Here is a 14,507-nt window from a genome sequence, read left to right as displayed (position 1 = left end):
TTAGCCTGTTGATCAATCGAAGGGAACGTAAAACTCAAATTGTTTCACCGTTTAAGCCGATAGGGTTCTTCAAAAGCTAGAAAATCCTGTTCAGCCATGGCTTGAGCCATCCAAGCGCTCACGGATCTTAGTTCAGTGACACGCTGTACGTAGGCCTGTGCCATCGGTGAGACCGGCAACGCATAACTGCGAATACGCATCACAACCGGTGCAAAGTAAGCGTCTGCAATACTGAAGCGACCAAACAACATCGGCCCACCATGAGCAGCAATCAAGGATGACCAAATTTGGTCAATCCGAGCGACATCTTGTCGCACAGCCGCCTGATCTCGCCAGATCAATGCCCCCTGGTGCGACAAGTCGGCCTCGATATTCATGCCGCAGGCCGAACGCAAACTCGTGAACCCTGCATGCATTTCTGCACAGACACTTCGTGCTTGCGCGCGACTCGCCACACTGACGGGCCACAGTTGTTTCTCAGGGAATTGTTCAGCCAAATACTCGGCAATGGCCAGCGTATCCCAAATGGCCAGATCACCGTCCAGCAACGCGGGGACTTTGCCCGTGGGTGTGATTTGGGAAATGACCCGTTTGAAGTTGGACGTTGGCTCAAACGAATCAAAACGAACGTTAACCTCTTCAAAGGCGATGCCAGCTTCGCGCAACAGTACCCACGGTCGCATTGACCAGGAGGAGTAATTCTTATTGCCAATATAGAGTTTGAGCATCTTATCTATCCTGTTAAGTATATTTTTCCTCGAATCCATCATAATCGAGTACGGATGGTTTAATGATACTCACCGACCGCGACTGACGCAAAATCTCAAACAATTCACTCAATGATCTTATTCATATATTACAAAGTCCCCTCGTCGTCTGACGACTCACTGGTGCAAAAAATCAGGCGAATGCAAACTCAACTGGGTGATGCGTTTCCCGGCCTGCATATGAGACTCATGAAACGACCCGCACTCGATGCAGAAGGCAATGAGACGTTCATGGAGACTTATGAACTCGAGCGCGTCGATACCGCGTTGTTCAGAAAGACACTTGATGAGCTTGTCCAGACGTGTGAGTTACCGATACCCCGAAAAAACGAATACTTTATCCACCAGTAACCAAAGCAGGAGCCATGCCATGGTCTCGAAAGTAAGTTTGCGACTACGCCCCCTCGAGCGAGAAGACTTGAGATTCGTCCATGAGCTCGACAACAATGAATCCGTCATGCATTACTGGTTCGAAGAACCCTATGAGGCTTTTGTCGAACTCAGTGACCTCTACGAAAAACATATCCACGATCAAACTGAACGGCGCTTTGTTGTGGTTAAAGGGGATGTAGCGGTTGGGCTGATTGAGCTTGTTGAAATTAATCACATTCACCGTCGAGCTGAATTTCAAATCATCATCAGCCCCACGCATCAGGGCAAAGGGTACGCATCAACCGCGGTGACGCTAGCAATGGATTACGCCTTCAAAATCTTGAATCTGCACAAGTTGTCGCTGATTGTCGATTGCGAGAACCACCGTGCGCTGGCCGTCTATGAAAAGCTAGGCTTTAAAAAAGAAGGGCTCTTACGACACGAATACTTTGCTGACGGCAAATATCGAGACGTTTACCGGATGGCACTCTTACAAGAAGAACACATCACCGGCTAGCGTCAGAAGGGCTTGATGTTATTTATGGAACCATCACGACGGTTGAGTCGGCCAAGGTGTCACCGGGGGTATCGCGCATAAGCCTTCGACGCTGACCGAGCCAAAATCAGCGGGCCCCACGATCTCAAGGTATTCCATATCATGCGAATAATCAAACAGGTAATGAACGATCCCGGGACGCTGGTGAACACAGTCCCCCGCTTCAACGAGAGTCACCTTATCCTCGTACATGAAACGAGCCCATCCTTTCATCATGATCACAATCTGAAAGTCGGCCACGTGATAATGCCACCCTGTCCCATCAACGGGCGGTAAATTTGCTTTGACGAGATGGGCAATGACGCGCCCGTTCGTCGCTTTCGCGACACCAAGATCCCGATAAAGAAAAAAGTCGCGCAAACCATTTGCCAGATACTTTGTATCGCCAGGCTTATTGTGCGAAAAATGGGTATCGCTTTTCAAATCAACGACCGTGTTCATCAGCAAATCTCCTGTGTATCAAGATCAAAACTCAACTTGAAGCTCTTCAATATCGTCGGGTTCTGTCAACGCACCTGCGATCCATTCTTGCATTTGTGGCAAAGCCATGATGGTGTCGCAGTACTGCTGGCAGACCGCATCCAAAGCGATACTGTAGGTAAGAAATCGTGTCACCACTGGGGCGAACATGGCGTCGGCTATCGTAGGTTTTAGCCCAAACAGGTAGGGGCCTTTGTAGCGCTCAAGACAATCCGTCCAGATCGAAACAACCCGATCAATGTCATGCTGCGCCTTAGACCAAACGGTAAAGTTTTTCACTTTACTCTTTAAGTTCATGGGCAAAGACCCTCTGAGCGCTGCGAACCCCGAATGCATTTCGCCACAGATCGACCGACAATGCGCACGGTGCACCGGATTGGTGGGTAACAACCCCTCTTTTGGTGCGACTTCGTTGAGATATTCACCGATGGCCAGCGTATCCCAGACCGTACAACCCTGATGTTCAAGGCGGGGCACAAGAATCGACGGTGACAACAACAACAGTTCAGCGCGTGCGTCGGCGTTATCGGGCTCGACAGCAATCTCCGTAAAGGGGATGCCAGAGAGCTTTAACATCAACCAGCCGCGCAGAGACCAGGACGAATAGTTTTTGCTACTGATGGTGAGGGTAGTTCGTCTGGCCATGATAAGACTCCCCGCGTGAACTGATGACCGAAGCCGCCGCAAGAAATATGCCAGACCGTGGCATACGAATTGCTTCTGTCAGGCAATAGCTCAGTGAGCTGGACGAGGGGTACCGATATGTTGTACCAAAGCTATCAAGGCGTTTACAACTGGATGGCCCCAGTCAGACGTTATGCCCATTTGGCGGACGGTGTGACGGCCTCCTGGTTTGAGCCACTCAGCCCCACGCTACAAGACCGTTTTGTAGCCTACTGCGAACAGATCTCCCTGATGGGTTTTACCCATGATCGTCCGGCCTTCCGTATCGCAGATATTGTGGATACGAAGGGCAAGGTACGTCAGGTGAAACATGAACGAGTTCATCAGACGCCGTTTGCTGGGCTTCATCGCTTCAACCAAGACGGGGTCACTGGGCAACCCAAAATACTACTCGTCGCACCTATGTCGGGTCACTTCGCTACCCTGCTCACCGGCACGATCCAAACCTTGGTACGCGATCACGAAGTTTATTTGACAGATTGGTTCAACGCCCGCGACATTGCGCTTGAGTGCGGCAAATTTGGCATGGATGAGTACACCAGCCACATTATCGAATTTTTGACGTGGATTGGGCCCGGTGCTCATCTGATGGCCGTATGCCAACCGACCGTGGCGGCCCTGAGCGCCACGGCCATCATGGCGCAAGACAAACATCCGTGCCAGCCTGTTAGCCTCACGTTGATGGCGGGCCCTGTGGATGCTCGGATCAACCCGACGAAAGTCAACGAGCTAGCGATCAAAAAGCCCATTGAATGGTTTAAAAAAAATCTGATCGCCATCGTGCCTCAACATTTAACAGGCGCAGGACGCGCAGTCTACCCGGGATTTCTGCAATTAACTGCCTTCATGAGTATGAATGCGAAACGGCACGCTGATTCATTCAAAAACTTATTTGAACTGCGATCCAATGGTGATCATCAAAAGGCAAATGTTATTCGTGAGTTTTACGACGAATACTTGGCCATCATGGATTTATCGGCGGACTTTTATCTTGAAACCGTCGATAAGGTTTTTCAACGCTTTGAATTAGCACGAGGCACGCTTGAATACAAAGGCAGGTTAGTCAATCCAACAGCCATGAAGCGGCAATTTCTGCTAACGGTAGAGGGAGAGCGTGACGACATTTGTGGTATTGGACAAACGCTTGCCGCGCAAGATCTCTGCGCAGGCCTGCCTGCGTGGAAAAAGAGTCACCACCTTCAAGCTGGAGTAGGTCACTACGGCGTTTTTAACGGCAAAAAGTGGGACACCCAGATTTATCCCATCGTGCGCAACATGATCCAACTCGCGACTTAATCGAGAACGACCGAGCTGGTAATGAGCGACACCTACCAGCTGACCCGCACGACGTAGTGCGCTTGAGCACGATATAAACGGCTAGTCAGTTCGCCGCTCAAATGCAATGGTCGATGGGGCTTTGCCAAAATCATGTCCAAGATCAACGCCGGCGTCTCTACAATATCTAGAGACTAAAGCAAAATGATGAACGGTGTGCGAGGACAAAAACAACAGCTCGCGCCCAATCGTCGACGCAACCAAGAAATCTTGTTCACCTGTGAGCCCAGATTTCAATCGAGTGCGCACAGGATGATCAAGCGACAAAGCGTTTTGCTCAGCCAGTGCTCGGAACTGATCGATCAAATCGTGGATCTTTGAAAGCGTGATAGCCGGCACATTTTGAACTGCTAAATTTCGATCACGCGCATCGTAGTCGACACAAACAACATCTTGTGCGATGGCATGCAGAAAAGCTGAATAATGTTCAATGACGTGCCTCAAATGGGGGCCAACCGCCTGTGCGTAGTTAAACGTGGCAGCTGCCTGGTGCTGCAAAACCTCAATCACATTGAGCATCTGCGTCAGCAAGTCAATGTTGTATGTATAAAGGGCAGTCACATCGGTCACCGTATTTTGCGACATTTTAGGGGTCATGATTTATGCCTTTTAGTCAGTGGCTGGATACCGAGGTGTCAGCGCTTTCTCACGACGATATCCTGCAAAAAACGCTTTCATGGTGACAGGCTTGAAACCCCGCTTTCGATTTGCGTACCCGATCTGAAAGAGCAACCTGTACTGCGTCATCAAATCTTTCCACGCTTTAAACAAGGTTGTTTTCCGATCCCAAATATGGGTGCTTTCGGCACCTGCACCGTTCACCTCAACGATCGTAAAATCTTCACCTTGTTGCACTTTCGAAAAATCGGCAAAGCGAATGTCGTAGCGTCCAAAATAAAACTCTGGCAAGTGTTGCGAAATCTCATCGAACTTGTCTTGCATTTGCTGGGTAATCAGATGAGTGCCATTGCGGAAAATAGCCCCCCTACTATGACTGCCGGCGAAGGCCAATCGGATAGATTCGCCCTTGGCCGGTACGGTGTCGAGACGTGCCAAATGACGATGGAAATATAAGTGCGTCAGTTTGCCGGCACGGCTATCGGCCAGAATAAGCTCTCGCAAAGTACTCACACCGTCCCCCGTGACATAGGGAAAATACTTCAACGTCAATGAAATCAAGCGGCCTTTGCGCTGACCTGGCATCCGACAGTAAAACACACCCGCTTCACCTTCCAAATCAACATAGCGCTGGATCAATAAGCTCGCATTCTCGGGAAATTTCTGTAGATAACTGACTAAATCCGCCTCGGTCCGCAGTAGTTTGACACCCACCCCTCGACAACCAAGATCAGGCTTGGCCACCACAGGAAACTGAAGACCCTTTGCTTGCATCGTCACGAGCATCTGCTGCTTGAACAACTGCAGCTCACTCTCATCTTTGAAGTCAGGCCGTTCAACCGAAAAGAAATCAGCCACCCAAGCTGGTGCGTGTTGAATGGCGAGGCTGAGGATGTCTGCCTTGGATTCACCCACAAACCCGCCACCTGGAAACGAAGGGTTAGCAACCGTTGGCAACAAGAACCCGCGATAGCGCAACATCAGATAAAACGCGTAAGCAAATACGGGGGGATAAAATGCCCACATGGGCCAGAACTCAAAAAAACTCAAAGGCTCACCGTTCTCATCGAAAGCTGGCATGCCTTCGTGGGGCTGAACGGTTGAGGGCGATGAACCCCCCGTATCATTGCTCTTCATATTTGCTGCGGCTTCCTGATCCATCTAATGATTGGTATGGCGAGCGCAACCGTCAACATGGGTATCGTGACGGCCACGCTTTTAGGGATATTTAATAAAGCAGCCAACGCGTCACCCGTCGTCGCACTTAGCCAGTACAAAGTGCCTGTCCACATCACCACCGCAAAGCAAACCAGCAAGGTGAAAGGAATGATCGAAGCACGCGTAAAACCACAAGCGGTGTAAGTCAACAGACGAAGACCGGGGATGACACGCGCGAGCAAAACAGCACTCAATAAATTGTTGTGCAGCCTTTCGGTCAGCCCAACAGAGGTATTTGATTTAATGTAGCGTTTCTCTAGCCAACTCACACGCCGGGCCAGAAGCCCTAATCCGTATAACAATACATCGCCAAACGCGATGCCAAAGGCCACGGCCGTAAAGGTCGCACCCCAACTCAAGGCGCCTTGGGTTGATAGGGCAACACCAGCGGCAATGGCGACGTCTTCGACTAAAAATGTCGTCAACACCAGGGCAACAACCATAAACCATGGCTCACCGATGCCATGCAAAGCGGCCGTTAACATTTCGCCTCGATTGCCCAAGAGATTGCGTCACGTACGATTGACTCTGAGTTCCAGGGAAGAAAATGATTTTGACGATCGACAACGACCGTTTTCAGGCAGCGCGCATTCGTGAGCTTGGCTTGCATGAAGGCGACGTTTTCAAAGGGTACTAAATCGTCTGCAGTGCCATGAACGATGATGACGGGGGCGGTGACCTGTTTCAATAATGGCTCGAGGGCCATTAAATGCGTCTTCAAGTCCATCAGCTCATCATTCGAGTTTCGTAGTTTGTCAGGTAACAATCCTCGAATTGGCCAATATTTACCTAAGGGTTGGAGAGGATGGATTTTTTCAAGACCGGGATCAAGTGAGGCCGCCAACAGCACCACCGCTCGCACTCGCTCTGGATGCTCCGCGGCAACCTGCGCAACGACTGGCCCGCCTAGCGAGTGACCAACGAGCACTACCGGCTCATTACCAGGTGGCATAAGCGCAAGGACAGCCGCCGCTTGATCGCTCAAGCTCGTGACCGCCAGCTCGGGCGTGCTTTGCCCAAAACCCGGCCTATCCATTGCAATTGAGTAAGATCCATCAATCGGGCGTTCGACATAGTTTGCCCAGGCCTGTGCAGAGCCTGGCGTACCATGAACATAGATGACCGGTACCCCCAGCGTTTGAGCCGATTGGAAATAGCTCAACTTCCGGTTAAGTGGTGCACCGACCGTCTTGAATTGACGAAGATGTTCAAGATCGGTTTGCGGAATATTTGGCCCCATATTGCCGCAGCCCGTGGCAGCCAGCATCACGGTGACAGCAGTAAAAGATCGCGACAGCATTTTTTTCAACATAGAAGATGATGATGAGCTCAGGCGAGACACCGCTAGCGCGCTGGTGTTCGTTGGGTCAATTGTGTTAAAGACTGCACCACCAGCTCTTTATGCAACCATAAGATCACCGCCGAACACAGCCACACCCCACAAGCCAGACTAAACAGTTCGCCGCCGTCGAGAGTACCATCGGTGTTCAATACTTGAACCCCGAGCGGCGTAAACAGATGAAAAAAAATAGCACCACTGATCACACCGATTGAAACCAATGCAGCAAAGGCATGGATCAACGGTTTACCCAAGACTAGGCCCACCAACAGTAGACTCGACGCGATCAATTCACCCGTGCCAACGACATACTGACTAAAAATCCCCGAATGGGCAAACAAGCCAGGGAAACCCAAACTTGCGCCCCATTTATCCAAGGTGCCAAAGATGTATTGCGTTTCTGGTGAATCGGTAAACTTGAAAAACAGCGATTGCACAAAAACGACGATGACAAACGCACTGAGAACCCATAACGCAATTTTTTGAGCGCGCGAGTTTTGCATGTTGAACCCCTTTAAGGTAATTACTCTAAAACCTTCGGCCAATTTTTATCAGCCTTCTGGATGAAGTCAGGGATATTGACTTCCCACTTCTTTTGCACCTCTTCGTCATAGTTCAGGTACAGCTTTTCTTTGACAATCGTCCAGCGCTGCGGGTCTGCTGAAGCTGTATTACCTTGGGATACCGCCCAAGCACAGTAACCCCCGTACTGGGGTGCGTACTTTTCAGGCTGCGCATTGAATTTATCACGATTGGCAGTACTAGAAAAACGCCATTCTGCGCCCTTATAAGTGACTGAAATAGCTGGGTCACCTTTGACGGGCTTGCCTTCAGTGAAGTATGCCACGGTGTCATAACCGCTCACAGCGGTTTTACTGAACACCGGTGTGTAAATCGCCGCGTCTTTCGCAAAACTAGGCGCCGCAAACTGCGCCATAAAAAAAGCTAAAAAGCCTAACCACCGCACAACATGTCTGTTCATCGCTTGCTCACTGAGGGTCTAAATGCGTTATTTGTTGACTATTCGCAAGAATATCGCATTTGGTTACACCCATTTTGTCGCTTTTCTGACGGATTCGTCGAACTGACGATATCTTTGCGTACATCATGCTTCTCAGAGGTCGCGACACACAACCATCATCAAAGGCTGGGTGCCTTGGCAAACACATTGCCAAATTGGTCGTTCAGCACATTGATTTGCTGGACTAATTGTTGCCAACAGGACCAATAAGCCTTTTTTATGTACCAATCCCGTACAAGAATTTTTATACGCATATAGGGATTTCTCGATTTTTGCCGCTGAATATTCTTTTGGATGTCGTCCCACAATTCATCAGGGTCAAAGCAAAACCAGATGGACGGAGCCGGTGACATTAAGTTCAGGTAGCAAACAGGTGCCACCCACTCAAACAACGCCTTTTTTACATGATCCAACGGAAAGTGACGCGCAAACCAAGCAATCTGCTTATAGTCAGTTTCATTGTCTACAAAGATATCAGACAAAAAAAAGCAAAGTCTTTGGTCAGTTAAATCAATGACATCGATCGCGTTGTAGTCAATCACTGGGGCCGGCTCTTCATCATGCGCAAAGCCCTGTGCGGGGCTCGTAGCATATCGAATCACTGCGTAGCAGGTTCGAGCTTTAAGTTTTGGCGGACAGAGGGGGATTCGAACCCCCGATACGCTTGTGACGTATACACGCTTTCCAGGCGTGCGCCTTCAACCGCTCGGCCACCTGTCCGGGATACTGCATCATGATACCTATCTGCCACAGACAGCAAATAAGCAAGCCCTCTAGTTTAGCAGAGTCTAGTTTCGATCATCGACGATGAGTGTTGCCCAATACTTACGCTTGCGCCAAGCCAGAAGCCAAGTTTCTGTTGCAGTGGCGCGCGATGTTCATATAAGCGCGGGATCAAATAATGCATCTTCAAACCATCTCGCGTCTTGCGTCTTGATCACTTCAGATGTCTGACACTACTTAATCAAAAAGTGTACGGGTCTTTTTTTCGTACGGCGAATTGAAGAAGTGATCAAACATGACAGGCTCATGCTCAACAATCACAAACACGGCTTTCCTCAATCCTTACTTCTTGACACTATTTCGATAACTCATCAACCGCTCACAATAACGAGCGATCGTATCGACTTCCAGATTCACTTGCTGCCCTGGCTTTAACGCTTTGAGTGTCGTGACAGCAATCGTATGCGGAATCAGGTTGATGCTGAATTGCGATCCGTCTGCGACATCATCTACCGTATTGACCGTGAGGCTCACCCCATTGACGGTGATTGAGCCTTTGTACGCCAAAAACTTGCCGAGCGTCTCGGGTGCCTTAATCACCAACAACCACGACTCACCCACCGGTTCGAATTTAATTACCTCACCTAAACCGTCAACGTGACCCGACACCAGATGGCCGCCAATCTGATCGCCAACACGCAGCGACTTTTCAAGATTGACTTCACCGATAGCGTCCAGCCCACGAGTCAAACGCAAGCTCTCACGTGAAACGTCAACGCTAAAGCCTTTATCGCTTTTAGATACAACCGTCATGCACGCGCCCTGAATAGCAATCGAGTCACCCAGACCCACATCACTGAGGTCTAACCCACCGGCATTGATACTCAAGTGAACACCTGCCCAACTACCGCCCTCAAAAGGCACAATGCTCTCTATACGACCGACTGCTGCGACGATACCGGTAAACATGGCTTGCCCTCTTCAAAACATTAAACGCATCAATAACCACATCAATTCAAGTGGATTTTTTTCAACAAATCTTGCCAGCGGGATATTGACCGTGCGCGCAGACGAACATCCGCACCCAATCTGGCCACATCAATAAACTCAAAACGCGGCGCTTGCGACAACTTGTTCAAACCAGGCAATTTGGCAACCCCCATCCCCTCGCCGATCAACATCGGGGCGGTGTAAACCAGCAGCTCGTCAACACAGCCTGCCTGCAACAAGGCGCCATTCATCCCTGAGCCCGCCTCAACATGGATTTCATTATCGCCGCGCCGAGCAAGCCAATGCATCACCTCCAATAAGTCAACCCGCGCACGAGATTTACTGCTCAACGCTGTCGTGGCCACCATTTTGGTCTCGGGCACATAAACAACCTCTGTGCCGAGGTCTGCCAAGCGCGCGGCTTTATCAAGATCTTTGATCGCGGTAAAGAGGGTTGTGCCTCCCCCTTTCAACACGAGAGCATTTTCATCAATACTCAAACTTGGGTCAATCACTGCACGCTTCGGTTGCCGAGGCGTCTCGACATGTCTGACGGTAAGCTGCGGATTATCGGTACGAACCGTGCCGATACCGGTCAACACGGTGCAACTGCGCGCGCGCCAATGGTGGCCATCGGCGCGGGCCTGCGGCCCAGTAATCCACTGAGACTCGCCATTGCTCAAAGCGGTTCGGCCATCGAGCGATGCCGCTGCTTTCAACCAGACATAAGGTACGCCTCGAGTCATCCGAGAAATAAAACCCGGATTGATCTCAAGCGCCTCTTCGGCACAGACGCCCACGGTAACTTGTATGCCTGCCTCTCTCAACGCACGCAAGCCACGACCGGCCACACTCGGATTAGGATCAAAATGCGAGAACACAACACGCTCTGGTTTAGCGGCAATCAGTGCATCCACACAAGGGGGGGTACGCCCGTGATGACAACAGGGCTCAAGGGTCACATACACCGTTGCGCCTATTGTCGATTGACTGTTGCTGACGACATCGCGCAACGCCATCACTTCTGCATGCGGACCACCGACCAACTGGGTCGCACCACGCCCAATGACCGCCCCGTCTCGGATGATCACACAACCCACTCGGGGATTCGGTGAGGGCAAGTAAAGTACCCCTTGCGCCAACGCTAACGCCTGACGCATGAAGAAAATATCCTGATCAGGGTTACTCACGATTTTTTGGATTTTGCCGCTGGGACTTGCATTTCACGGATCGCCTCAACGAATTCGCCGATATCTTCGAAACTTTTATAGACCGACGCAAAACGCACATAGGCAACTTTGTCGATTTTTTTAAGCTCAGCCATGACCAACTCACCCAGATGCGCAGTACTGACTTCACGCTCGCCACTGGTGAGCAGCTTATCTTCAATGCGCATCACGGTTGCATCGACTAACACCGCGCTCACGGGCCGTTTGCGCAAAGCCAAGGCAAGGCTGGCGCGCAATTTACTCGTGTCGTAATCATGACGACTACCATTACGCTTGACCACATAAGGCATGGCCAGTTCTGGGCGCTCATACGTCGTAAAACGACGGTCGCAAGACGAGCACTTTCTGCGGCGCCTGATAAAGTCGCCATCGTCGCTTGCGCGAGAATCAACGACTTGAGTATCAACAAATCCGCAGAAAGGACACTTCATCGCAGCATTTAACGATAAACGGGGAAGTTCGCCGTCAGCGCATTGACTCTCGCACGAACCGCCGCGATATTGGCTTCATCGCGCGGATTGTCGAGCACATCGGCAATCAGATTTGCTGTCAACTCAGCCTCAGCTTCTTTAAAGCCACGTGTCGTCATGGCTGGTGTCCCCAAACGGATACCGCTGGTGACGAACGGTTTTTCTGGATCGTTCGGGATCGCATTTTTGTTGCAAGTGATATGCGCCTGACCCAGCACAGCCTCGGCCTCTTTGCCATTGATCCCTTTGGATCGCAAGTCAACCAGCATCACGTGGCTCTCTGTACGGCCAGAAACGATGCGAAGCCCGCGTGACACCAGCGTCTTGGCCAGCACGTCAGCATTCTTGACGATTTGGGCCGCATAGGTTTTGAACTCAGGGCTTAATGCTTCTTTAAATGCGACGGCCTTAGCTGCAATCACGTGCATGAGGGGGCCACCCTGAATGCCGGGGAAAATCGCAGAATTAATTGCCTTTTCGTGTTCGGCCTTCATCATGATGATGCCACCGCGAGGGCCGCGCAACGATTTATGGGTCGTCGAGGTCACAATGTCAGCAAATGGGACGGGGTTGGGGTAGGCACCGCCAGCCACCAGACCTGAATAATGCGCCACGTCAACCATCAAGAGTGCACCATTATCCTTCGCAATCCGCGCCAGACGTTCGAAGTCGATTCGTAGCGAATAGGCCGACGCCCCTGCCACGAGAATTTTAGGTTTATGTGTGCGCGCCAAACTTTCAACTTGATCATAGTTGAGCACCTCGTCCGCATCCAAACCATAGTGTTGAAAGTTGTACAACTTGCCAGAGGAATTGACTGATGCACCATGCGTCAGATGGCCCCCTTCGGCAAGGCTCATCGCCAGCACGGCATCACCAGGCTTCAAGAAAGCTTGATAGACCGCCTGATTGGCTTGCGAGCCAGAGTTTGCTTGCACGTTAGCAGCCTCGGCCCCGAACAATGCTTTCAGGCGCTCAATGGCCAGCTGTTCAACCATATCAACATACTCGCAACCACCGTAGTAACGTTTGCCGGGATAGCCTTCGGCATATTTGTTGGTCATCTGCGTGCCTTGTGCCTGCATCACAGCAGGACTGGCGTAGTTTTCAGACGCAATCAGCTCAATATGGTGTTCTTGGCGCTGATCCTCTTTTTGGATGGCTGCCCAAACTTCAGCGTCAACACGGTCGAGGGTTAGGCTACGGTCAAACATGGGGTTTCCTGGCAAGTTGATATGAGGGTAATAGTGTACTGCCACTGCCTCACGCGAATTTGCTCGCGTCAAACAACGGTGATTCGAGCAAATTTACGCTTTCCGACTTGAATCACATAAGTACCGGCCATCAATTGCAGGCCCTTATCTTCAACCTTATCGCCATTGATGCGTACCCCGCCTTGCTCAATATTTCGCTGAGCCTCTGCCCCTGATGCGACTAAGGTAGATTCACGAAGCACTTTAAGGATGCCAATCGGCGCGCCTGCAACCGTTATTTCAGGCATATCTTCGGGGATAGCACCATCCCGAAAGCGCGCCTCGAAGGCAGCCAAAGCACCCTCAGCTGCACTTGTTGTGTGGAATCTGGCAACAATTTCTTGGGCGAGCATCACCTTGGCGTCCCTGGGATTGCGCCCGCCATCAATCTCTGACTTCAACGCGGCAATGTCCTCAAGACTGCTAAACGACAGCAGTTCGAAATACTTCCACATCAAGGTGTCAGAAATCGACATCAGCTTGCCGAACATCGATTCGGGTGCTTCACTGATACCGATGTAGTTGTTTTTGGACTTTGACATCTTGTCGACGCCATCGGTACCTTCCAGCAGCGGCATCGTCAGAATGCATTGGGGTTCTTGGCCATACTCTCGCTGCAGTTCACGTCCGACCAGCAGGTTGAATTTCTGGTCGGTGCCCCCCAGCTCCAGATCCGACCTTAAGGCGACCGAGTCATAACCTTGCATCAACGGATAGAGAAACTCATGCACCGAAATCGGTTCACCGCCTTTATAGCGTTTGGTGAAATCATCCCTTTCCATCATTCTCGCCACGGTATATCGGGATGCCAGCTGAATCATCCCTCGGGCACCCAGCGGGTCAGACCATTCAGAGTTGTAGCGAATTTCAGTTTTCTGTGGATCCAGCACCAGGCTAGCTTGCGCGTAATAGGTATTGGCATTCGCTTCAATTTGTTCACGCGTCAGCGGTGGTCTCGTCGAATTTCGGCCCGAGGGGTCACCGATCATAGAAGTGAAGTCACCAATGAGAAAAATCACGGTGTGGCCAAGATCCTGCAGTTGCCGCATTTTGTTCAAGACCACGGTATGCCCCAGATGGATGTCGGGGGCTGTTGGATCCAGGCCTAGCTTGATGCGCAGAGGCACGCCGGTCGCTTCGCTGCGTGCCAGTTTCTGCAAAAACTCTGACTGCACCAGCAACTCATCACAGCCGCGCAGGGCGACTCGCATACTGGCTTCAACGGAGGGCGTGATCGCGTATTTTGACTGTGACATAGTGTAACTTGACTGATAGTTAAACGAAATTGGTAACAAATTATTAATTTTTACGAAATTTTTACAGCTTTTCGGATGAAATCGGCTAAACTTTGGGCTTCAAGTTGAGCGACTTCGAACTGCAACTTTTGTCATGCAGACGAATCATACGCATTCTGACGTCGACGCGCCAAAATCAGCATCATCGTGTGGGCAC

Annotated in this window: 18 protein-coding genes and 1 tRNA gene; 3 read left to right on the top strand and 16 right to left on the bottom strand. The window is 50.7% G+C overall.

The features are described from left to right. Positions 1 to 44: 44 nt before the first annotated feature. On the bottom strand, positions 45 to 728 hold the full coding sequence (locus tag AC1W8Y_RS08860; protein ID WP_482014117.1) for a glutathione S-transferase family protein: 684 nt from the start codon (positions 726 to 728) through the stop codon (positions 45 to 47). 111 nt (positions 729 to 839) lie between these two features. Between AC1W8Y_RS08860 and AC1W8Y_RS08855 the strand changes: the two genes are divergently transcribed. Together AC1W8Y_RS08855 and speG are read left to right on the top strand one after the other, a co-directional pair. Beyond that, positions 840 to 1,118 carry a DUF4936 family protein gene (locus tag AC1W8Y_RS08855; protein WP_482014116.1) on the top strand — a complete coding sequence of 93 codons (279 nt, stop codon included), beginning with the start codon at positions 840 to 842 and terminating at the stop codon, positions 1,116 to 1,118. A gap of 19 nt (positions 1,119 to 1,137) precedes the next feature. Further along, positions 1,138 to 1,656, top strand: a complete 519-nt coding sequence (gene speG, locus AC1W8Y_RS08850) for a spermidine N1-acetyltransferase (protein ID WP_482014115.1) — start codon at positions 1,138 to 1,140, stop codon at positions 1,654 to 1,656. A gap of 33 nt (positions 1,657 to 1,689) precedes the next feature. Here speG and AC1W8Y_RS08845 read toward each other — a convergent pair whose 3' ends face one another. Both AC1W8Y_RS08845 and AC1W8Y_RS08840 read right to left on the bottom strand, forming a co-directional pair. Then, positions 1,690 to 2,136 carry a cupin domain-containing protein gene (locus AC1W8Y_RS08845; protein ID WP_482014114.1) on the bottom strand — a complete coding sequence of 149 codons (447 nt, stop codon included), beginning with the start codon at positions 2,134 to 2,136 and terminating at the stop codon, positions 1,690 to 1,692. A 24-nt stretch (positions 2,137 to 2,160) separates the two neighbouring features. Continuing rightward, complete coding sequence (locus AC1W8Y_RS08840; RefSeq protein ID WP_482014113.1) at positions 2,161 to 2,820, bottom strand: glutathione S-transferase family protein; 660 nt, start codon at positions 2,818 to 2,820, stop codon at positions 2,161 to 2,163. A 93-nt stretch (positions 2,821 to 2,913) separates the two neighbouring features. Between AC1W8Y_RS08840 and AC1W8Y_RS08835 the strand changes: the two genes are divergently transcribed. After that, positions 2,914 to 4,155 (top strand): polyhydroxyalkanoate depolymerase, encoded by a 1,242-nt coding sequence (locus AC1W8Y_RS08835; protein ID WP_482014112.1) that lies wholly within the window; start codon positions 2,914 to 2,916, stop codon positions 4,153 to 4,155. Positions 4,156 to 4,236: 81 nt separating this feature from the next. Here the strand turns inward: AC1W8Y_RS08835 and AC1W8Y_RS08830 are convergent, their stop codons facing one another. The 13 genes from AC1W8Y_RS08830 to tyrS form a co-directional block, all read right to left on the bottom strand. Then, positions 4,237 to 4,791, bottom strand: a complete 555-nt coding sequence (locus tag AC1W8Y_RS08830) for a hypothetical protein (RefSeq protein WP_482014111.1) — start codon at positions 4,789 to 4,791, stop codon at positions 4,237 to 4,239. Positions 4,792 to 4,803: 12 nt separating this feature from the next. Beyond that, on the bottom strand, positions 4,804 to 5,949 hold the full coding sequence (locus tag AC1W8Y_RS08825) for a hypothetical protein (RefSeq protein ID WP_482014110.1): 1,146 nt from the start codon (positions 5,947 to 5,949) through the stop codon (positions 4,804 to 4,806). Next, positions 5,946 to 6,515 (bottom strand): DedA family protein, encoded by a 570-nt coding sequence (locus tag AC1W8Y_RS08820; RefSeq protein WP_482014109.1) that lies wholly within the window; start codon positions 6,513 to 6,515, stop codon positions 5,946 to 5,948. Before AC1W8Y_RS08820 ends, AC1W8Y_RS08825 begins: the two co-directional genes overlap by 4 nt. After that, positions 6,509 to 7,330, bottom strand: a complete 822-nt coding sequence (locus AC1W8Y_RS08815; protein ID WP_482014108.1) for an alpha/beta fold hydrolase — start codon at positions 7,328 to 7,330, stop codon at positions 6,509 to 6,511. The genes AC1W8Y_RS08820 and AC1W8Y_RS08815 overlap by 7 nt, the downstream gene beginning before the upstream one ends. 44 nt (positions 7,331 to 7,374) lie before the next feature. Next, positions 7,375 to 7,872, bottom strand: coding sequence for a hypothetical protein (locus tag AC1W8Y_RS08810; protein WP_482014107.1), 498 nt, complete (start codon positions 7,870 to 7,872; stop codon positions 7,375 to 7,377). Positions 7,873 to 7,892: 20 nt separating this feature from the next. Next, positions 7,893 to 8,351 (bottom strand): YHS domain-containing (seleno)protein, encoded by a 459-nt coding sequence (locus AC1W8Y_RS08805; protein ID WP_482014106.1) that lies wholly within the window; start codon positions 8,349 to 8,351, stop codon positions 7,893 to 7,895. Between the two features lie 158 nt (positions 8,352 to 8,509). Continuing rightward, positions 8,510 to 8,992, bottom strand: a complete 483-nt coding sequence (locus tag AC1W8Y_RS08800; protein ID WP_482014105.1) for a DUF7079 family protein — start codon at positions 8,990 to 8,992, stop codon at positions 8,510 to 8,512. Between the two features lie 27 nt (positions 8,993 to 9,019). Next, positions 9,020 to 9,110, bottom strand: a tRNA-Ser gene (locus tag AC1W8Y_RS08795). 345 nt (positions 9,111 to 9,455) lie between these two features. Beyond that, the gene (locus tag AC1W8Y_RS08790; RefSeq protein WP_482014104.1) at positions 9,456 to 10,082 is read right to left on the bottom strand and encodes a riboflavin synthase; all 627 of its coding nucleotides are present in this window, start codon (positions 10,080 to 10,082) and stop codon (positions 9,456 to 9,458) included. A 41-nt stretch (positions 10,083 to 10,123) separates the two neighbouring features. Next, the gene (ribD, locus tag AC1W8Y_RS08785; RefSeq protein ID WP_482014103.1) at positions 10,124 to 11,293 is read right to left on the bottom strand and encodes a bifunctional diaminohydroxyphosphoribosylaminopyrimidine deaminase/5-amino-6-(5-phosphoribosylamino)uracil reductase RibD; all 1,170 of its coding nucleotides are present in this window, start codon (positions 11,291 to 11,293) and stop codon (positions 10,124 to 10,126) included. Next, the gene (nrdR, locus tag AC1W8Y_RS08780; protein WP_482014102.1) at positions 11,290 to 11,763 is read right to left on the bottom strand and encodes a transcriptional regulator NrdR; all 474 of its coding nucleotides are present in this window, start codon (positions 11,761 to 11,763) and stop codon (positions 11,290 to 11,292) included. Before nrdR ends, ribD begins: the two co-directional genes overlap by 4 nt. A gap of 8 nt (positions 11,764 to 11,771) precedes the next feature. Next, positions 11,772 to 13,016 carry a serine hydroxymethyltransferase gene (gene glyA / locus AC1W8Y_RS08775; protein ID WP_482014101.1) on the bottom strand — a complete coding sequence of 415 codons (1,245 nt, stop codon included), beginning with the start codon at positions 13,014 to 13,016 and terminating at the stop codon, positions 11,772 to 11,774. A 68-nt stretch (positions 13,017 to 13,084) separates the two neighbouring features. Then, the gene (gene tyrS / locus AC1W8Y_RS08770) at positions 13,085 to 14,311 is read right to left on the bottom strand and encodes a tyrosine--tRNA ligase (RefSeq protein ID WP_482014100.1); all 1,227 of its coding nucleotides are present in this window, start codon (positions 14,309 to 14,311) and stop codon (positions 13,085 to 13,087) included. Positions 14,312 to 14,507 lie beyond the last annotated feature (196 nt).

Source organism: Jezberella sp. (assembly GCF_964834465.1).
This window is presented reverse-complemented; position numbering and strand designations above follow the sequence as displayed.